Below are 13,527 nucleotides of genomic sequence, written 5' to 3' on the forward strand. Positions count from 1 at the left end.
CATTCGCCCATTCCGCGCTGCGCCCGACACGGCGCCTTCTGGTTGGCCCATGCCCGCCTTTGTGGCCGCGGTGGGGGGCGTTGCCCACTTAGACCCGAATGTCGGAAACAGTGTTCGGAAAGAACGACGCAAAAGCTCGAACAGCTGTTGCGTCCGTTGGGACGCACTGCAGTCTAGAGCGGCTCGTTGAAAGTGACAATCGACACTTCGCCTTCGAGCGCGCCCTGGTAGGCCGAGATATGCGGTTCGTCGTCGGGTTCGCCCTGCATGTCGCCGATCTGGTCGAGCTCAGCTTCGGCGTAACCTTCCTTGGCCAGCGCCTCGAGTGCCGAGCGCACCGCAGAATCATCGTCGGGTGCCACCAGCATGATGTGCACGCCTTCGGGCTGGCCGCCCTTGCGCCGCCAGACTCGCCCGGTGATGATCGTCACAGGGCGTTCGTCATTGTCGTTCATCGCTGATTCCTTGTCCGGATGGGGTGGGCGAGGGGATTCGCTCCTGTATCCACGATTTTCGCACGAAGGTCGGGTGCAAGACAGGCCAAAGAGCGTTACAAACGAAGCATTAACCCTGGTTGCGGCGCAATAAAGTTGCGCTCGGTCCCTTGTGATGCGGCGCAGCCCTTATTCCTTAAGGATTTTGGCGCCTCGGGGTTGACGCTAGGCGGTCATGCGAGTAGAAGCCGCAACGTCTGAGCCGATGTGAGGCTGGCTTTTCCGAAGCGACGCGCTTTGGAGTTTGCCTCAAACAGGGTTCGTTTTACGAGCGAAATGACATTTCTGTCTTGCATGAAGCGGTTCCGCTTCCTCTGCGGTTTGTTCGGGCAGGACCGCGTAACGCGGTTTACGGCCCGAATTTGCGTATGGAAATGCCGCTTTAAGCCGCCCCGAACGGGCTTGAGACACGGAATTTGAGAGACAAGAGGGTTTAATGCCTACCGTCAACCAGCTGATCCGCAAGCCGCGCCAGGCGCCGGCGACGCGCAATAAGGTTCCGGCCATGCAGGCCAACCCGCAGAAGCGTGGCGTTTGCACGCGCGTCTACACGACGACGCCGAAGAAGCCGAACTCCGCACTGCGTAAGGTCGCGAAGATTCGCCTGACCAATGGCTTCGAAGTGATCGGCTACATCCCCGGTGAAGGTCACAACCTTCAGGAGCACTCCGTGGTCATGATCCGCGGCGGCCGCGTGAAGGATCTTCCGGGCGTGCGCTATCACATCATCCGCGGCGTGCTCGACACGCAGGGCGTGAAGAACCGCAAGCAGCGCCGTTCGAAGTACGGTGCGAAGCGTCCGAAGTAATTCAGGTTCTGCAGTTTAGGTGCTGCGCGAGGTTCTCCGCGTAATAGAGCGCCAGTCAAAGTTTGAGAGACAAAAGCCATGTCCCGTCGTCACAGTGCAGATAAGCGCGAAATCAACCCGGATCCCAAGTTTGGCGATCTGGTCATCACCAAGTTCATGAATGCCGTCATGTATGACGGCAAGAAGTCGATCGCCGAGACGATCGTCTATGGTGCTCTGGACCAGGTTCAGGCCAAGACCAAGCAGGAGCCGGTGTCGGTCTTCCATCAGGCGCTCGACAATGTCGCGCCGCACGTTGAAGTCCGTTCGCGCCGCGTCGGTGGTGCGACTTACCAGGTCCCGGTCGATGTTCGTCCGGAGCGCCGCCAGGCTCTCGCCATTCGTTGGCTGATCACTGCTGCGCGCAACCGCAACGAGACCACCATGGTCGACCGCCTCTCCGGCGAGCTGATGGACGCGGCCAACAACCGCGGCACCGCCGTGAAGAAGCGTGAAGACACCCACAAGATGGCCGAAGCCAACCGCGCCTTCGCGCATTACCGCTGGTAACAGCGCGTCCGAACGACTGAGAGGCACCTCCCATGGCCCGCGAATATAAGATCGAAGACTACCGCAATTTCGGTATTATGGCGCACATCGACGCCGGTAAGACCACGACGACCGAGCGTATCCTGTATTACACGGGCAAGTCGCACAAGATCGGCGAAGTCCATGATGGCGCTGCCACCATGGACTGGATGGAGCAGGAGCAGGAGCGCGGCATCACGATCACGTCCGCTGCCACCACGACCTTCTGGAAGGGCCGCGACGGTAAGCAGCGCCGCTTCAACATCATCGACACCCCCGGCCACGTCGACTTCACCATTGAAGTCGAGCGTTCGCTGCGCGTTCTCGACGGCGCCATCGCGCTGCTCGACGCCAACGCCGGTGTTGAGCCGCAGACCGAGACCGTGTGGCGTCAGGCGGACAAGTATCACGTCCCGCGCATGATCTTCTGCAACAAGATGGACAAGATCGGCGCTGACTTCTATCGCTCGTACGAGATGATCAAGTCGCGTCTTGGTGCGACCGCTGTTGCCGTTCAGCTGCCGATCGGCGCTGAATCGGAGTTCAAGGGCGTTGTCGACCTGATCGAGATGAACGCGCTGGTCTGGCGCGATGAAAGCCTGGGCGCTGCCTGGGATGTCGTCGAGATCCCGGAAGACCTCAAGGCCAAGGCCGAAGAGTTCCGCGAGAAGATGATCGAGACCGCCGTCGAAATGGACGAGACGGCTCTCGAGAATTACCTCGAAGGCAAGATGCCGACGAACGACGAACTGCGCGCGCTGATCCGCAAGGGCACCATCGCCGTCAAGTTCTTCCCGATGTTCTGCGGCTCGGCCTTCAAGAACAAGGGCGTTCAGCCGCTGCTCGACGGCGTCGTTGAATTCCTGCCGTCGCCGATCGACGTTCCGGCCATCAAGGGCATCGATGCCAAGACCGAAGCCGAGATCGAGCGTCACGCTGACGACAACGAGCCGCTTTCGATGCTGGCATTCAAGATCATGAACGATCCGTTCGTCGGCTCGCTCACCTTCTGCCGCATCTATTCGGGCAAGGTGGTCAAGGGCGCTTCGCTCGAAAACACCGTCAAGGGCAAGAAGGAGCGTCTCGGCCGTATGCTGCAGATGCACTCGAACTCCCGCGCCGACATCGAAGAGGCTTTCGCCGGCGACATCGTCGCTTTGGCCGGCCTCAAGGAAACGACCACCGGCGACACGCTCTGCGATCCGCTGCACCAGGTCATCCTCGAGCGCATGGAATTCCCCGAGCCGGTCATCCAGATCGCCATCGAGCCGAAGACCAAGGGCGACCAGGAAAAGATGGGCCTCGCGCTCAACCGCTTGGCTGCTGAAGATCCGTCGTTCCGCGTCAAGTCGGACGAAGAATCCGGCCAGACCATCATCGCCGGCATGGGTGAACTTCACCTCGACATCATCGTCGACCGCATGCGTCGCGAGTTCAAGGTCGAGGCTAACGTCGGCGCTCCGCAGGTTGCTTACCGCGAGACCATCACGCGTTCCTACGAGCAGGACTACACCCACAAGAAGCAGACCGGCGGTACCGGCCAGTTCGCCCGCGTCAAGCTGGTGTTCGAGCCGAACACCGAGAGCGAAGAGTTCCAGTTCGACGCCAAGGTCATCGGCGGCTCGGTCCCGAAGGAATACATCCCGGGCGTCGAGAAGGGTATCCGCAGCGTCCTGTCGTCTGGTCCGTTCGCCGGCTTCCCGATGATCGGTGTCAAGGCAACGCTCATCGACGGTGCCTACCACGACGTCGACTCGTCGGTCCTCGCTTTCGAAATCGCCTCCCGTGCAGCTCTGCGCGAAGCCGCTCCGAAGCTGGGCGTCCAGCTGCTTGAGCCGGTCATGAAGGTGGAAGTCGTGACGCCGGAAGACTACGTCGGCAACGTCATCGGCGACCTCAACAGCCGCCGTGGCCAGATCCAGGGCCAGGAGTCCCGCGGTATCGCCGTCGTCGTCAACGCGATGGTCCCGCTGGCGAACATGTTCAAGTACGTGGACAGCCTGCGCTCGATGTCGCAGGGCCGCGCTCAGTACACGATGCAGTTCGACCACTACGAGCCGGTCCCGACTGCAGTCGCCCAGGAAGTTCAGAAAAAATACGCGTAATTCCAAGGAATTGCAGCGTTTCGTTAATTTAACGCCCTTATTGGGCTAGCAGGAATGGAGACCTCACATGGCAAAAGGTAAATTCGAGCGTAATAAGCCTCATGTGAACATCGGCACGATTGGTCACGTTGACCACGGCAAGACGTCGCTGACGGCGGCGATCACGAAGTATTTCGGCGAGTTCAAGGCGTATGACCAGATCGACGCTGCTCCCGAAGAGAAGGCCCGCGGCATCACGATTTCGACGGCACACGTCGAGTACGAGACGCCTGCTCGTCACTATGCTCACGTCGACTGCCCCGGCCACGCCGACTACGTCAAGAACATGATCACCGGTGCCGCCCAGATGGACGGCGCGATCCTGGTCGTTTCGGCTGCTGACGGCCCGATGCCGCAGACCCGTGAGCACATCCTGCTCGCCCGTCAGGTCGGCGTTCCGGCGCTGGTGGTGTTCCTGAACAAGGTCGACCTGGTCGACGACGAAGAGCTGCTCGAGCTGGTCGAGCTCGAGGTTCGCGAGCTTCTGTCGAAGTACGAGTTCCCCGGCGACGACATTCCGATGATCAAGGGTTCGGCTGTTGCTGCACTCAACGATTCGGACAAGAAGATCGGCGAAGACGCGATCCGCGCCCTGATGGAAGCAGTCGATTCCTACATCCCGACGCCTGAGCGTCCGATCGACAAGCCGTTCCTGATGCCGATCGAAGACGTGTTCTCGATCTCGGGCCGTGGCACGGTTGTCACCGGTCGCGTCGAGCGCGGCGTCGTCAAGGTCGGCGAAGAACTCGAGATCGTCGGCATCCGCCCGACCTCGAAGACGACCTGCACGGGCGTTGAAATGTTCCGCAAGCTGCTCGATCAGGGCCAGGCTGGCGACAACATCGGCGCGCTGATCCGTGGCGTTGCCCGTGAAGACGTCGAGCGCGGCCAGGTTCTGGCCAAGCCGGGCACGGTGAAGCCGCACAAGAAGTTCGTGGCTGAAGCCTACATCCTGACCAAGGAAGAGGGTGGCCGTCACACGCCGTTCTTCACCAACTACCGTCCGCAGTTCTACTTCCGCACGACTGACGTGACGGGCATCGTGACGCTGCCGGAAGGCACCGAAATGGTCATGCCTGGCGACAACATCACCGTTGACGTCGAGCTGATCGTTCCGATCGCCATGGAAGAGAAGCTGCGCTTCGCTATCCGTGAAGGCGGCCGCACCGTCGGCGCCGGCATCGTCGCTTCGATCAAAGAATAATCCGAATTAACGATCTGTCGCGGGCGGGAATACGCCCGCGCCGCGCCAGAACAAGGAAGTGACCATGAACGGACAGAATATCCGCATTCGCCTCAAGGCGTTTGACCACCGGGTTCTCGACGCTTCGACGCGTGAGATCGTGTCGACCGCGAAGCGCACCGGCGCCAATGTTCGCGGCCCGATTCCGCTGCCGACGCGGATCGAGAAGTTCACGGTGAACCGCTCGCCGCACGTCGACAAGAAGAGCCGCGAGCAGTTCGAGATGCGCACCCACAAGCGTCTTCTCGACATCGTCGATCCGACCCCGCAGACCGTCGACGCTCTTATGAAGCTCGACCTCGCGGCGGGTGTCGACGTCGAAATCAAGCTCTAAGAGCTAACATGAGCCGGAAGGGTTAAACCGAACGGCTCCTCTGAAGGAAAACGAACCGATGCGTTCAGGTGTTATTGCACAGAAGGTGGGAATGACCCGCGTCTACAACGACGCTGGCGAACACGTTCCCGTCACCGTTCTCCGCATGGAGAGCTGCCAGGTCGTGGCCCAGCGCACGCAGGAGAAGAATGGCTACACCGCCGTTCAGCTCGGCGTCGGGCTTGCCAAGGTGAAGAATACGTCGAAGGCCATGCGCGGACATTTTGCTGCCGCCTCGGTCGAGCCCAAGGCGAAGCTCGCGGAGTTCCGCGTTTCCGCCGACAACATGCTCGACATTGGCGCCGAGATCACCGTCGATCACTTCGTCGCCGGCCAGAAGGTCGACGTCACCGGTACTTCGACCGGTAAGGGTTTCCAGGGCGTCATGAAGCGGCACAACTTCGGTGGCGGCCGCGCTACCCACGGTAACTCGGTATCGCACCGTAGCCATGGTTCGACTGGTCAGCGCCAGGATCCGGGCAAGGTGTTCAAGGGCAAGAAGATGGCCGGCCACATGGGCGACGTTCGCGTCACCACCCAGAACGTCGAGATCGTCTCGACGGATGCCGACCGCGGCCTGATCCTGATCCGCGGTGCGGTTCCGGGCACGAAGGGCGCATGGATCCTGGTTCGCGATGCCGCCAAGGTTGCGCTGCCTGAGAACGCGCCGAAGCCGGCCGCGATCCGCGCAGCCAGCAAACAGGCTCCGGCCAACGAGGGAGCGGAATAATGGACCTCAAGATTACAACCCTCGCAGGCAAGGACGCCGGCAAGGTTGAGCTCTCGGAAGAGATCTTCGGCCTCGACCCGCGCGAAGACGTTCTCCAGCGCGTCGTGCGCTGGCAGCTCGCCAAGAAGCAGCAGGGCACGCACAAGGCCAAGGGTCGCGCGGAAATCGCGCGCACCGGCGCCAAGATGTACAAGCAGAAGGGTACGGGCCGCGCTCGTCACCACTCGGCACGCGCTCCGCAGTTCCGCGGCGGCGGCAAGGCCCATGGCCCGGTCGTTCGTAGCCACGAGCATGACCTTCCCAAGAAGGTCCGTGCTCTCGGCCTGAAGCACGCCCTGTCGGCCAAGCTGAAGGCATCGAACCTGATCATCGTCGACGAGCTGACGCTCGCCGAGGGCAAGACCAAGGCGCTGCTCGCGAACTTCGCGACGCTGGGCCTGACCAACGCCCTGGTGATCGGCGGCGCCGAGCTTGACGTCAACTTCAAGCGCGCAGCGACCAACATCCCGAACATCGATGTCCTGCCGATCCAGGGTATCAACGTTTACGACATTCTGCGCCGCGGCACGCTGGTCCTTTCGAAGGCCGCCGTCGAGGCTCTCGAGGAGCGCTTCAAATGACGGATCTCCGCCACTACGACGTGATCGTGAGCCCCGCGATCACCGAAAAGTCGACCATGGCTTCGGAGCAGAACCAGGTCGTCTTCAATGTCGCCAAGAAGGCGAGCAAGCCTGAGATCAAGGCTGCCGTCGAAGCGCTGTTCGGCGTGAAGGTGACTGCTGTGAACACCCTGGTCCGCAAGGGCAAGGTGAAGCGCTTCCGCGGCACGATCGGCCGCCAGAGCGACGTCAAGAAGGCGGTAGTGACGCTGGCCGACGGCCAGTCGATCGACGTCGCGACGGGTCTCTGAGCAAGGCCGCGAGGACAGGACAATGGCACTTAAGAAATTCAAGCCAGTAACGCCGAGCACCCGCCAGCTGGTCATCGTTGACCGCTCGGGCCTCTACAAGGGCAAGCCCGTCAAGGGTCTGACCGAAGGCCTGACCAAGTCGGGTGGCCGTAACAACTACGGTCGTATCACGGCTCGCTTCATCGGCGGCGGTCACAAGCGTTCGTACCGCATCATCGACTTCAAGCGTCGCAAGTTCGACGTGGTCGGTACGGTCGAGCGTCTGGAATACGATCCGAACCGCACCGCCTTCATCGCGCTGATCAAGTACGACGATGGCGAGCTGAGCTACATCATTGCTCCGCAGCGTCTGCAGGCTGGCGACAAGATCATCGCCGGCGAGCAGGTCGACGTGAAGCCCGGCAACGCGATGCCGCTCGGCTCGATGCCGGTCGGCACGATCGTCCACAACATCGAGCTGAAGCCCGGTAAGGGCGGCCAGGTCGCTCGTTCGGCTGGTGCTTACGCCCAGCTCGTCGGTCGCGACCAGGGCATGGCGATCCTTCGCCTCAACTCGGGTGAGCAGCGCATTGTTCACGGCTCGTGCATGGCCACCGTTGGCGCCGTTTCCAATCCGGATCACGGCAACATCAACGACGGCAAGGCCGGTCGTACCGTATGGCGTGGCAAGCGTCCGCATAACCGCGGCGTCACCATGAACCCGGTCGACCATCCGCACGGCGGTGGTGAAGGCCGCACCTCTGGTGGTCGCCATCCGGTGACCCCGTGGGGCAAGCCCACCAAGGGCAAGAAGACGCGGTCCAACAAGGCGACCGACAAGTTCATCGTTCGCTCGCGTCATCTGCGCAAGAGCTAATAAGAGGTAAGCCCAGTGACTCGTTCAATCTGGAAAGGCCCGTTCATCGACGGCTATCTGCTCAAGAAGGCAGACAAGGTGCGTGAAGGCGGCCGTAATGAGGTGATCAAGATGTGGAGCCGCCGCTCCACCATCCTGCCGCAGTTCGTCGGCCTCACCTTCGGTGTCTACAACGGCCAGAAGCACGTCCCGGTCTCCGTGAACGAGGACATGGTCGGCCACAAGTTCGGTGAGTTCGCGCCCACCAGGACCTATTACGGTCATGGCGCGGACAAGAAGGCGAAGAGGAAGTAACATGGGCAAGGCCAAAGCTCCGCGCAGGCTTGCTGACAACGAGGCACGTGCCGTTCTGCGCACGATCCGTGTCAGCCCGCAGAAGCTCAATCTGGTTGCGGCATTGATCCGCGGCAAGAAGGTTGCTACCGCGCTCTCCGATCTCGAATTTTCGCGCAAGCGTATCGCCGGCACGGTCAAGAAGACCCTCGAATCGGCTATTGCCAACGCGGAAAACAACCACGACCTCGATGTCGATGCGCTGGTGGTGGCGGAAGCCTACGTCGGCAAGTCGATCGTCATGAAGCGTTTCCACGCTCGTGGCCGTGGCCGCGCCAGCCGCATCGAGAAGCCGTTTTCGCACCTCACGATCGTCGTTCGTGAAGTCGAAGAGAAAGGGGAGGCCGCATAATGGGCCAGAAAATCAATCCGATCGGTCTCCGCCTCGGCATCAACCGCACCTGGGACTCGCGCTGGTACGCGAACACCGGCGAGTACGGCCAGCTGCTGCACGAAGACATCAAGATCCGTAAGTATCTTGAGGCCGAGCTGAAGCAGGCTGCGATCTCGAAGATCGTGATCGAGCGCCCGCACAAGAAGTGCCGCGTGACCATTCACGCTGCTCGTCCGGGTCTGATCATCGGCAAGAAGGGCGCCGACATCGAGAAGCTTCGCAAGAAGCTCACCGAGATGACGAAGTCCGAGACGCACCTCAACATCGTCGAGGTTCGCAAGCCTGAGACCGACGCAACGCTCGTCGCTCAGTCGATCGCTCAGCAGCTCGAGCGCCGCATCGCCTTCCGCCGCGCCATGAAGCGCGCTGTGCAGTCGGCCATGCGTCTCGGCGCCGAAGGCATCCGCATCAACTGCGCGGGCCGTCTCGGTGGCGCCGAAATCGCTCGTATGGAGTGGTACCGCGAAGGTCGCGTGCCGCTGCACACGCTGCGCGCCGACGTCGACTACGGCACGGCCGAAGCCCAGACCGCCTACGGCATCTGCGGCGTCAAGGTGTGGGTGTTCAAGGGCGAAATCCTCGAGCACGACCCGATGGCCTCCGAGCGTCGCGCAACCGAAGGCGAGCATTCGCATGCTGGCGAGCGCCCTGAGCGCCGCCGTCGCGAAAACGCCTGACACGCATAGGAATTTGGAGTTAGAACGATGCTGCAGCCAAAGCGCACAAAGTTCCGTAAGCAGTTCAAGGGCCGCATCCACGGTACCGCGAAGGGTGGCACCAACCTGGATTTCGGCGGCTTCGGACTGAAGGCGCTTGAGCCGAACCGCGTCACCGCACGTGAGATCGAGGCGGCCCGCCGCGCGATCACTCGCGAAATGAAGCGTCAGGGTCGCGTCTGGATCCGTATTTTCCCGGACCTGCCTGTCACCTCGAAGCCGACCGAAGTCCGCATGGGTAAGGGTAAGGGCGCCGTCGATTACTGGGCGTGCCGTATCAAGCCGGGTCGCGTGATGTTCGAGATCGACGGTGTCTCCGAAGAAGTGGCGCGTGAAGCGCTGCGTCTCGGCGCCGCCAAGCTCTCGGTCAGAACGCGCTTCGTTCAGCGCATCGCAGAATAGGGAAGGGCTGATTATGAAAGCCTCGGACATCAGGACGAAGACCCAGGACCAGCTCACCGACGAGCTCGCCAGCCTCAAGAAGGAGCAGTTCAACCTGCGCTTCCAGAAGGCGACAGGTCAGCTGGAAAAGACGGCACGCGTGAAACAGGTTCGTAAGGACATCGCGCGTATCAAGACCATCGCCGCCGAAAAGTCGGCCGGCAAGAAGGCTTAAGGACGAAAACCATGCCAAAGCGCATCCTGCAGGGTACGGTCGTCAGCGACAAGAACGAGAAGACGGTCGTCGTCAAGGTCGAGCGTCGCTTCACGCACCCGGTGATGAAGAAGACCGTGCGTATGTCGAAGAACTACAAGGCGCACGACGAAAACAACGCTCACAAGGTCGGCGACACCGTGTTCATCCAGGAGTCGAAGCCGATCTCCAAGGACAAGCGCTGGGTCGTTGTGTCTTCGGACCAGGCGTAATAACGAACGAATTTTGGACAAGCCGGGGAGGGCGGTAGCCCATCCCGTTAGAAAAGAAGAAGGCGGCCAGTCATGATTCAGATGCAAACAAACCTCGACGTCGCGGACAATTCCGGCGCCCGTCGTGTCATGTGCATCAAGGTGCTGGGCGGCTCGAAGCGGAAGTATGCTTCTGTCGGCGACATCATCGTGGTGTCGATCAAGGAAGCCATTCCGCGCGGCCGCGTAAAGAAGGGTGACGTGATGAAGGCGGTCGTGGTTCGCACGGCCAAGGACATCCGTCGTCCCGACGGCAGCGTGATCCGTTTCGACAAGAACGCGGCCGTTCTTGTCGACAACAAGAAAGAACCGATCGGCACGCGTATCTTCGGGCCGGTTCCGCGCGAGCTTCGCGCCAAGAACCACATGAAGATCATCTCGCTCGCGCCCGAAGTGCTGTAAGGAGCCGGTAAAATGCAGAAGATCCGTAAAGGCGACAAGGTTGTCGTTCTGACCGGCAAGGACAAGGGCCGCACCGGTGAGGTGCTGGCTGTCCAGCCGAAGGAAGACACCGCTCTCGTCCGCGGCGTGAACATGATCCGCCGCCACCAGAAGCAGTCCCAGACCCAAGAGGGCGGGATTATCACCAAGGAAGCGCCGATCCACCTGTCGAACATCGCGCTCGCCGACCCCAAGGATGGCAAGCCGACCCGCGTCGGTTTCCAGATCCAGAAGGACGGCAAGAAGGTGCGTGTCGCCAAGCGTTCGGGAGAAGTCATCAATGGCTAAGGCAAGCAACGAGCCACGCCTGAAGAAGGTCTACAACGAGACCATTCGCCAGGCGATGCTGGAGCAGTTCAAGTACGACAACGAGATGCAGATCCCGCGCATCGACAAGATCGTGCTCAACATGGGTGTTGGCGAAGCCACCGCGGATTCGAAGAAGCCGTCGGTCGCCGCCGAAGACCTCGCCATGATCGCCGGCCAGAAGCCGGTGGTGACTCGCGCCCGCAAGTCGATCGCCGGCTTCAAGGTGCGCGAGCAGATGCCGATCGGCGCCAAGGTGACGCTCCGCAAGGAGCGTATGTACGAGTTCCTGGACCGTCTCGTGAACATCGCGCTGCCGCGCGTTCGCGACTTCCGCGGCCTGAACCCGAAAAGCTTTGACGGCCGCGGAAATTACGCTATGGGCCTGAAGGAGCATATCGTGTTCCCCGAGATCAACTACGACAAGGTTGATCAGATGTGGGGTATGGACATCATCGTTTGCACGACCGCCAAGACGGACGAAGAGGCTCGGGCTCTGCTCAAGGCCTTCAACTTCCCCTTCCGGCAGTAACGGCAGCGAGAAAAGGAAAAATCTGAAATGGCAAAGACCAGCTCAGTCGAGAAGAATAACAGGCGCCGTAAGCTTGTGGACCAGTACGCTGCCAAGCGTAAGGCCCTCAAGGACATCATCATGGATCAGTCCAAGCCGATCGAGGAACGCTTCCGTGCGCAGCTCAAGCTCGCCGCGCTGCCGCGCAACTCGGCCAAGATCCGTATCCGCAATCGCTGCGAAGTCACCGGCCGTCCGCGCGCCTACTATCGCAAGCTGAAGATGTCGCGTATCGCACTTCGCGACCTTGGCTCCACGGGCAAGATCCCGGGCCTGGTCAAGTCGAGCTGGTAAGGAGCATTTGATATGTCTTTGAGTGATCCTCTCGGCGATATGCTGACCCGCATCCGCAATGCCTATGGCCGCAAGAAGTCGTCTGTTTCGACTCCGGCCTCCAGGCTGCGCGCCCGCGTCCTGGACGTGCTGAAGTCGGAAGGCTACATCCGCGACTACAGCCAGACCGACTTCGAGAACGGCAAGTCCGAAATCGAGATCGAGCTGAAGTATTTCGACGGCCAGCCGGTTATCCGCGAGATCGCGCGTGTGTCCAAGCCGGGCCGCCGCGTCTATGTCTCGTCCAAGTCGATTCCGCCTGTCGCCAACGGCCTGGGCATCTCGATCCTTTCGACTCCGAAGGGCGTGATGGCCGACCACGAAGCGCGTGAACAGAATGTTGGCGGGGAAATCCTCTGCCAGGTCTTCTGATCTGCGTAGGCTGAAAAAAGAAAGGCACGAGGACTATGTCTCGTATTGGCAAGAAACCCGTTCAGCTTCCGCAGGGCGTTAACGCCACCGTCAACGGTCAGACCGTGGTGGCGAAGGGCCCTAAGGGCGAGCTGAAGTTCGTGGTCAACGACGAAGTCCTGGTCAAGATGGAGAACGGCGAGATTTCCGTTCAGCCTCGCGACCAGTCGAAGGACGCACGCTCCAAGTGGGGCATGTCGCGCACCCAGATCGTCAACATTCTGACCGGCGTGAAGGACGGCTTCGAAAAGAAGCTCGAGATCACCGGCGTCGGTTACCGTGCGGCCCTGCAGGGCAAGAACCTGCAGCTGGCACTTGGCTTCAGCCATGACGTCGTCTATCAGACGCCGGAAGGCATCACCATCACGGTGCCGAAGCCCACGGAAATCGTGATCAACGGTATCGACAAGCAGCAGGTCGGCCAGGTCGCTGCCGAGATCCGCGAATACCGCGGTCCCGAGCCTTACAAGGGTAAGGGCGTCCGCTATGCAGGCGAGAAGATCGTCCGCAAAGAAGGCAAGAAGAAGTAATAACAACGCCGCGGTGCGCGGTCGCGGGAGGCCCTTTGGCCTACCGCAGATGGCCGCGCCCGTTTCAGAAGGCAAGGAACTGCTACTATGGCTTCGAAAGAAACCACCCTGCGTCGCTCGGCACGCGTCCGCCGCCAGATCAAGAAGGTCGCAAATGGCCGTCCGCGTCTGTCGGTTCACCGTACGTCGAAGAACATCTATGTTCAGGTTATCGACGATGCCAACGGCCACACCATCGCGGCCGCTTCGACCCTCGAGAAGGATCTCAAGGGCTCGCTGAAGACCGGCGCCGATACCGCAGCCGCAACTGCCGTCGGCAAGCTGATCGCAGAGCGCGCTTCGAAGGCTGGCGTCAAGGACGTCGTTTTCGACCGCGGCGCCTACATCTATCACGGTCGCGTCAAGGCTCTTGCCGAGGCTGCCCGTGAAGGTGGTCTGAACTTCTGATTGAGTCTTACGAC

At 61.0% G+C, this 13,527-nt stretch carries 23 protein-coding genes; 22 read left to right on the plus strand and 1 reads right to left on the minus strand.

Features of this window, described 5'->3' with window-relative positions; all coding sequences use genetic code 11:
* Positions 1-173: 173 nt before the first annotated feature.
* Positions 174-455 carry a hypothetical protein gene (locus B015_RS0111475; RefSeq protein ID WP_018427837.1) on the minus strand — a complete coding sequence of 94 codons (282 nt, stop codon included), beginning with the start codon at positions 453-455 and terminating at the stop codon, positions 174-176.
* Between the two features lie 475 nt (positions 456-930).
* Between B015_RS0111475 and rpsL the strand changes: the two genes are divergently transcribed.
* The 22 genes from rpsL to rplR all read left to right on the plus strand — a co-directional run bounded on the left by rpsL (position 931) and on the right by rplR (position 13,513).
* Positions 931-1,302 carry a 30S ribosomal protein S12 gene (gene rpsL, locus B015_RS0111480; RefSeq protein WP_018427838.1) on the plus strand — a complete coding sequence of 124 codons (372 nt, stop codon included), beginning with the start codon at positions 931-933 and terminating at the stop codon, positions 1,300-1,302.
* Positions 1,303-1,380: 78 nt separating this feature from the next.
* Positions 1,381-1,851 (plus strand): 30S ribosomal protein S7, encoded by a 471-nt coding sequence (gene rpsG / locus B015_RS0111485; protein WP_018427839.1) that lies wholly within the window; start codon positions 1,381-1,383, stop codon positions 1,849-1,851.
* A 32-nt stretch (positions 1,852-1,883) separates the two neighbouring features.
* A complete protein-coding gene (gene fusA / locus B015_RS0111490) occupies positions 1,884-3,974 on the plus strand; it encodes an elongation factor G (RefSeq protein ID WP_018427840.1) in 2,091 nt (696 codons plus the stop codon).
* A 67-nt stretch (positions 3,975-4,041) separates the two neighbouring features.
* A complete protein-coding gene (gene tuf, locus B015_RS0111495; RefSeq protein ID WP_026227168.1) occupies positions 4,042-5,217 on the plus strand; it encodes an elongation factor Tu in 1,176 nt (391 codons plus the stop codon).
* A gap of 64 nt (positions 5,218-5,281) precedes the next feature.
* Positions 5,282-5,590 carry a 30S ribosomal protein S10 gene (gene rpsJ, locus B015_RS0111500; protein ID WP_006205468.1) on the plus strand — a complete coding sequence of 103 codons (309 nt, stop codon included), beginning with the start codon at positions 5,282-5,284 and terminating at the stop codon, positions 5,588-5,590.
* A 58-nt stretch (positions 5,591-5,648) separates the two neighbouring features.
* Complete coding sequence (gene rplC / locus B015_RS0111505; RefSeq protein ID WP_018427841.1) at positions 5,649-6,359, plus strand: 50S ribosomal protein L3; 711 nt, start codon at positions 5,649-5,651, stop codon at positions 6,357-6,359.
* Positions 6,359-6,979, plus strand: coding sequence for a 50S ribosomal protein L4 (gene rplD, locus B015_RS0111510; protein ID WP_018427842.1), 621 nt, complete (start codon positions 6,359-6,361; stop codon positions 6,977-6,979). The genes rplC and rplD overlap by 1 nt, the downstream gene beginning before the upstream one ends.
* Positions 6,976-7,269: a 50S ribosomal protein L23 gene (locus tag B015_RS0111515; protein ID WP_018427843.1), complete on the plus strand. Its 294-nt coding sequence runs from the start codon at positions 6,976-6,978 to the stop codon at positions 7,267-7,269. Before rplD ends, B015_RS0111515 begins: the two co-directional genes overlap by 4 nt.
* Positions 7,270-7,291: 22 nt before the next feature.
* Entirely contained in the window at positions 7,292-8,125 is an 834-nt protein-coding gene (rplB, locus tag B015_RS0111520) for a 50S ribosomal protein L2 (RefSeq protein ID WP_018427844.1), read from the plus strand.
* Between the two features lie 15 nt (positions 8,126-8,140).
* A complete protein-coding gene (rpsS, locus tag B015_RS0111525) occupies positions 8,141-8,419 on the plus strand; it encodes a 30S ribosomal protein S19 (RefSeq protein WP_018427845.1) in 279 nt (92 codons plus the stop codon).
* Between the two features lies 1 nt (position 8,420).
* Complete coding sequence (gene rplV, locus B015_RS0111530; RefSeq protein ID WP_018427846.1) at positions 8,421-8,810, plus strand: 50S ribosomal protein L22; 390 nt, start codon at positions 8,421-8,423, stop codon at positions 8,808-8,810.
* The gene (gene rpsC / locus B015_RS0111535; protein ID WP_018427847.1) at positions 8,810-9,529 is read left to right on the plus strand and encodes a 30S ribosomal protein S3; all 720 of its coding nucleotides are present in this window, start codon (positions 8,810-8,812) and stop codon (positions 9,527-9,529) included. Before rplV ends, rpsC begins: the two co-directional genes overlap by 1 nt.
* 27 nt (positions 9,530-9,556) lie before the next feature.
* On the plus strand, positions 9,557-9,970 hold the full coding sequence (gene rplP / locus B015_RS0111540) for a 50S ribosomal protein L16 (RefSeq protein WP_018427848.1): 414 nt from the start codon (positions 9,557-9,559) through the stop codon (positions 9,968-9,970).
* 13 nt (positions 9,971-9,983) lie between these two features.
* Complete coding sequence (gene rpmC, locus B015_RS0111545) at positions 9,984-10,184, plus strand: 50S ribosomal protein L29 (RefSeq protein ID WP_018427849.1); 201 nt, start codon at positions 9,984-9,986, stop codon at positions 10,182-10,184.
* An 11-nt stretch (positions 10,185-10,195) separates the two neighbouring features.
* Positions 10,196-10,435: a 30S ribosomal protein S17 gene (gene rpsQ, locus B015_RS0111550; protein ID WP_018427850.1), complete on the plus strand. Its 240-nt coding sequence runs from the start codon at positions 10,196-10,198 to the stop codon at positions 10,433-10,435.
* Between the two features lie 72 nt (positions 10,436-10,507).
* A complete protein-coding gene (rplN, locus tag B015_RS0111555; RefSeq protein WP_006205457.1) occupies positions 10,508-10,876 on the plus strand; it encodes a 50S ribosomal protein L14 in 369 nt (122 codons plus the stop codon).
* Between the two features lie 12 nt (positions 10,877-10,888).
* Positions 10,889-11,203, plus strand: coding sequence for a 50S ribosomal protein L24 (gene rplX, locus B015_RS0111560; protein ID WP_018427851.1), 315 nt, complete (start codon positions 10,889-10,891; stop codon positions 11,201-11,203).
* A complete protein-coding gene (rplE, locus tag B015_RS0111565; protein ID WP_018427852.1) occupies positions 11,196-11,753 on the plus strand; it encodes a 50S ribosomal protein L5 in 558 nt (185 codons plus the stop codon). The genes rplX and rplE overlap by 8 nt, the downstream gene beginning before the upstream one ends.
* A 27-nt stretch (positions 11,754-11,780) precedes the next feature.
* Entirely contained in the window at positions 11,781-12,086 is a 306-nt protein-coding gene (rpsN, locus tag B015_RS0111570) for a 30S ribosomal protein S14 (RefSeq protein WP_018427853.1), read from the plus strand.
* 12 nt (positions 12,087-12,098) lie between these two features.
* On the plus strand, positions 12,099-12,497 hold the full coding sequence (gene rpsH, locus B015_RS0111575) for a 30S ribosomal protein S8 (RefSeq protein ID WP_018427854.1): 399 nt from the start codon (positions 12,099-12,101) through the stop codon (positions 12,495-12,497).
* Between the two features lie 35 nt (positions 12,498-12,532).
* A complete protein-coding gene (gene rplF, locus B015_RS0111580) occupies positions 12,533-13,066 on the plus strand; it encodes a 50S ribosomal protein L6 (RefSeq protein ID WP_018427855.1) in 534 nt (177 codons plus the stop codon).
* 87 nt (positions 13,067-13,153) lie between these two features.
* A complete protein-coding gene (gene rplR, locus B015_RS0111585) occupies positions 13,154-13,513 on the plus strand; it encodes a 50S ribosomal protein L18 (RefSeq protein ID WP_018427856.1) in 360 nt (119 codons plus the stop codon).
* Positions 13,514-13,527 lie beyond the last annotated feature (14 nt).

It is taken from the genome of Hoeflea sp. 108, from assembly GCF_000372965.1.
Taxonomy (GTDB): domain Bacteria; phylum Pseudomonadota; class Alphaproteobacteria; order Rhizobiales; family Rhizobiaceae; genus Aminobacter.

Excerpts from the sequence above, each read along its gene's own strand:
- B015_RS0111475 (WP_018427837.1), bottom strand. The coding sequence starts at position 455 with ATGAACGACAATGACGAACGCCCTGTGACGATCATCACCGGGCGAGTC.
- rpsL (WP_018427838.1), top strand. The coding sequence starts at position 931 with ATGCCTACCGTCAACCAGCTGATCCGCAAGCCGCGCCAGGCGCCGGCG.
- rpsG (WP_018427839.1), top strand. The coding sequence starts at position 1,381 with ATGTCCCGTCGTCACAGTGCAGATAAGCGCGAAATCAACCCGGATCCC.
- fusA (WP_018427840.1), top strand. The coding sequence starts at position 1,884 with ATGGCCCGCGAATATAAGATCGAAGACTACCGCAATTTCGGTATTATG.
- tuf (WP_026227168.1), top strand. The coding sequence starts at position 4,042 with ATGGCAAAAGGTAAATTCGAGCGTAATAAGCCTCATGTGAACATCGGC.
- rpsJ (WP_006205468.1), top strand. The coding sequence starts at position 5,282 with ATGAACGGACAGAATATCCGCATTCGCCTCAAGGCGTTTGACCACCGG.
- rplC (WP_018427841.1), top strand. The coding sequence starts at position 5,649 with ATGCGTTCAGGTGTTATTGCACAGAAGGTGGGAATGACCCGCGTCTAC.
- rplD (WP_018427842.1), top strand. The coding sequence starts at position 6,359 with ATGGACCTCAAGATTACAACCCTCGCAGGCAAGGACGCCGGCAAGGTT.
- B015_RS0111515 (WP_018427843.1), top strand. The coding sequence starts at position 6,976 with ATGACGGATCTCCGCCACTACGACGTGATCGTGAGCCCCGCGATCACC.
- rplB (WP_018427844.1), top strand. The coding sequence starts at position 7,292 with ATGGCACTTAAGAAATTCAAGCCAGTAACGCCGAGCACCCGCCAGCTG.
- rplV (WP_018427846.1), top strand. The coding sequence starts at position 8,421 with ATGGGCAAGGCCAAAGCTCCGCGCAGGCTTGCTGACAACGAGGCACGT.
- rpsC (WP_018427847.1), top strand. The coding sequence starts at position 8,810 with ATGGGCCAGAAAATCAATCCGATCGGTCTCCGCCTCGGCATCAACCGC.
- rplP (WP_018427848.1), top strand. The coding sequence starts at position 9,557 with ATGCTGCAGCCAAAGCGCACAAAGTTCCGTAAGCAGTTCAAGGGCCGC.
- rpmC (WP_018427849.1), top strand. The coding sequence starts at position 9,984 with ATGAAAGCCTCGGACATCAGGACGAAGACCCAGGACCAGCTCACCGAC.
- rpsQ (WP_018427850.1), top strand. The coding sequence starts at position 10,196 with ATGCCAAAGCGCATCCTGCAGGGTACGGTCGTCAGCGACAAGAACGAG.
- rplN (WP_006205457.1), top strand. The coding sequence starts at position 10,508 with ATGATTCAGATGCAAACAAACCTCGACGTCGCGGACAATTCCGGCGCC.
- rplX (WP_018427851.1), top strand. The coding sequence starts at position 10,889 with ATGCAGAAGATCCGTAAAGGCGACAAGGTTGTCGTTCTGACCGGCAAG.
- rplE (WP_018427852.1), top strand. The coding sequence starts at position 11,196 with ATGGCTAAGGCAAGCAACGAGCCACGCCTGAAGAAGGTCTACAACGAG.
- rpsN (WP_018427853.1), top strand. The coding sequence starts at position 11,781 with ATGGCAAAGACCAGCTCAGTCGAGAAGAATAACAGGCGCCGTAAGCTT.
- rpsH (WP_018427854.1), top strand. The coding sequence starts at position 12,099 with ATGTCTTTGAGTGATCCTCTCGGCGATATGCTGACCCGCATCCGCAAT.
- rplF (WP_018427855.1), top strand. The coding sequence starts at position 12,533 with ATGTCTCGTATTGGCAAGAAACCCGTTCAGCTTCCGCAGGGCGTTAAC.
- rplR (WP_018427856.1), top strand. The coding sequence starts at position 13,154 with ATGGCTTCGAAAGAAACCACCCTGCGTCGCTCGGCACGCGTCCGCCGC.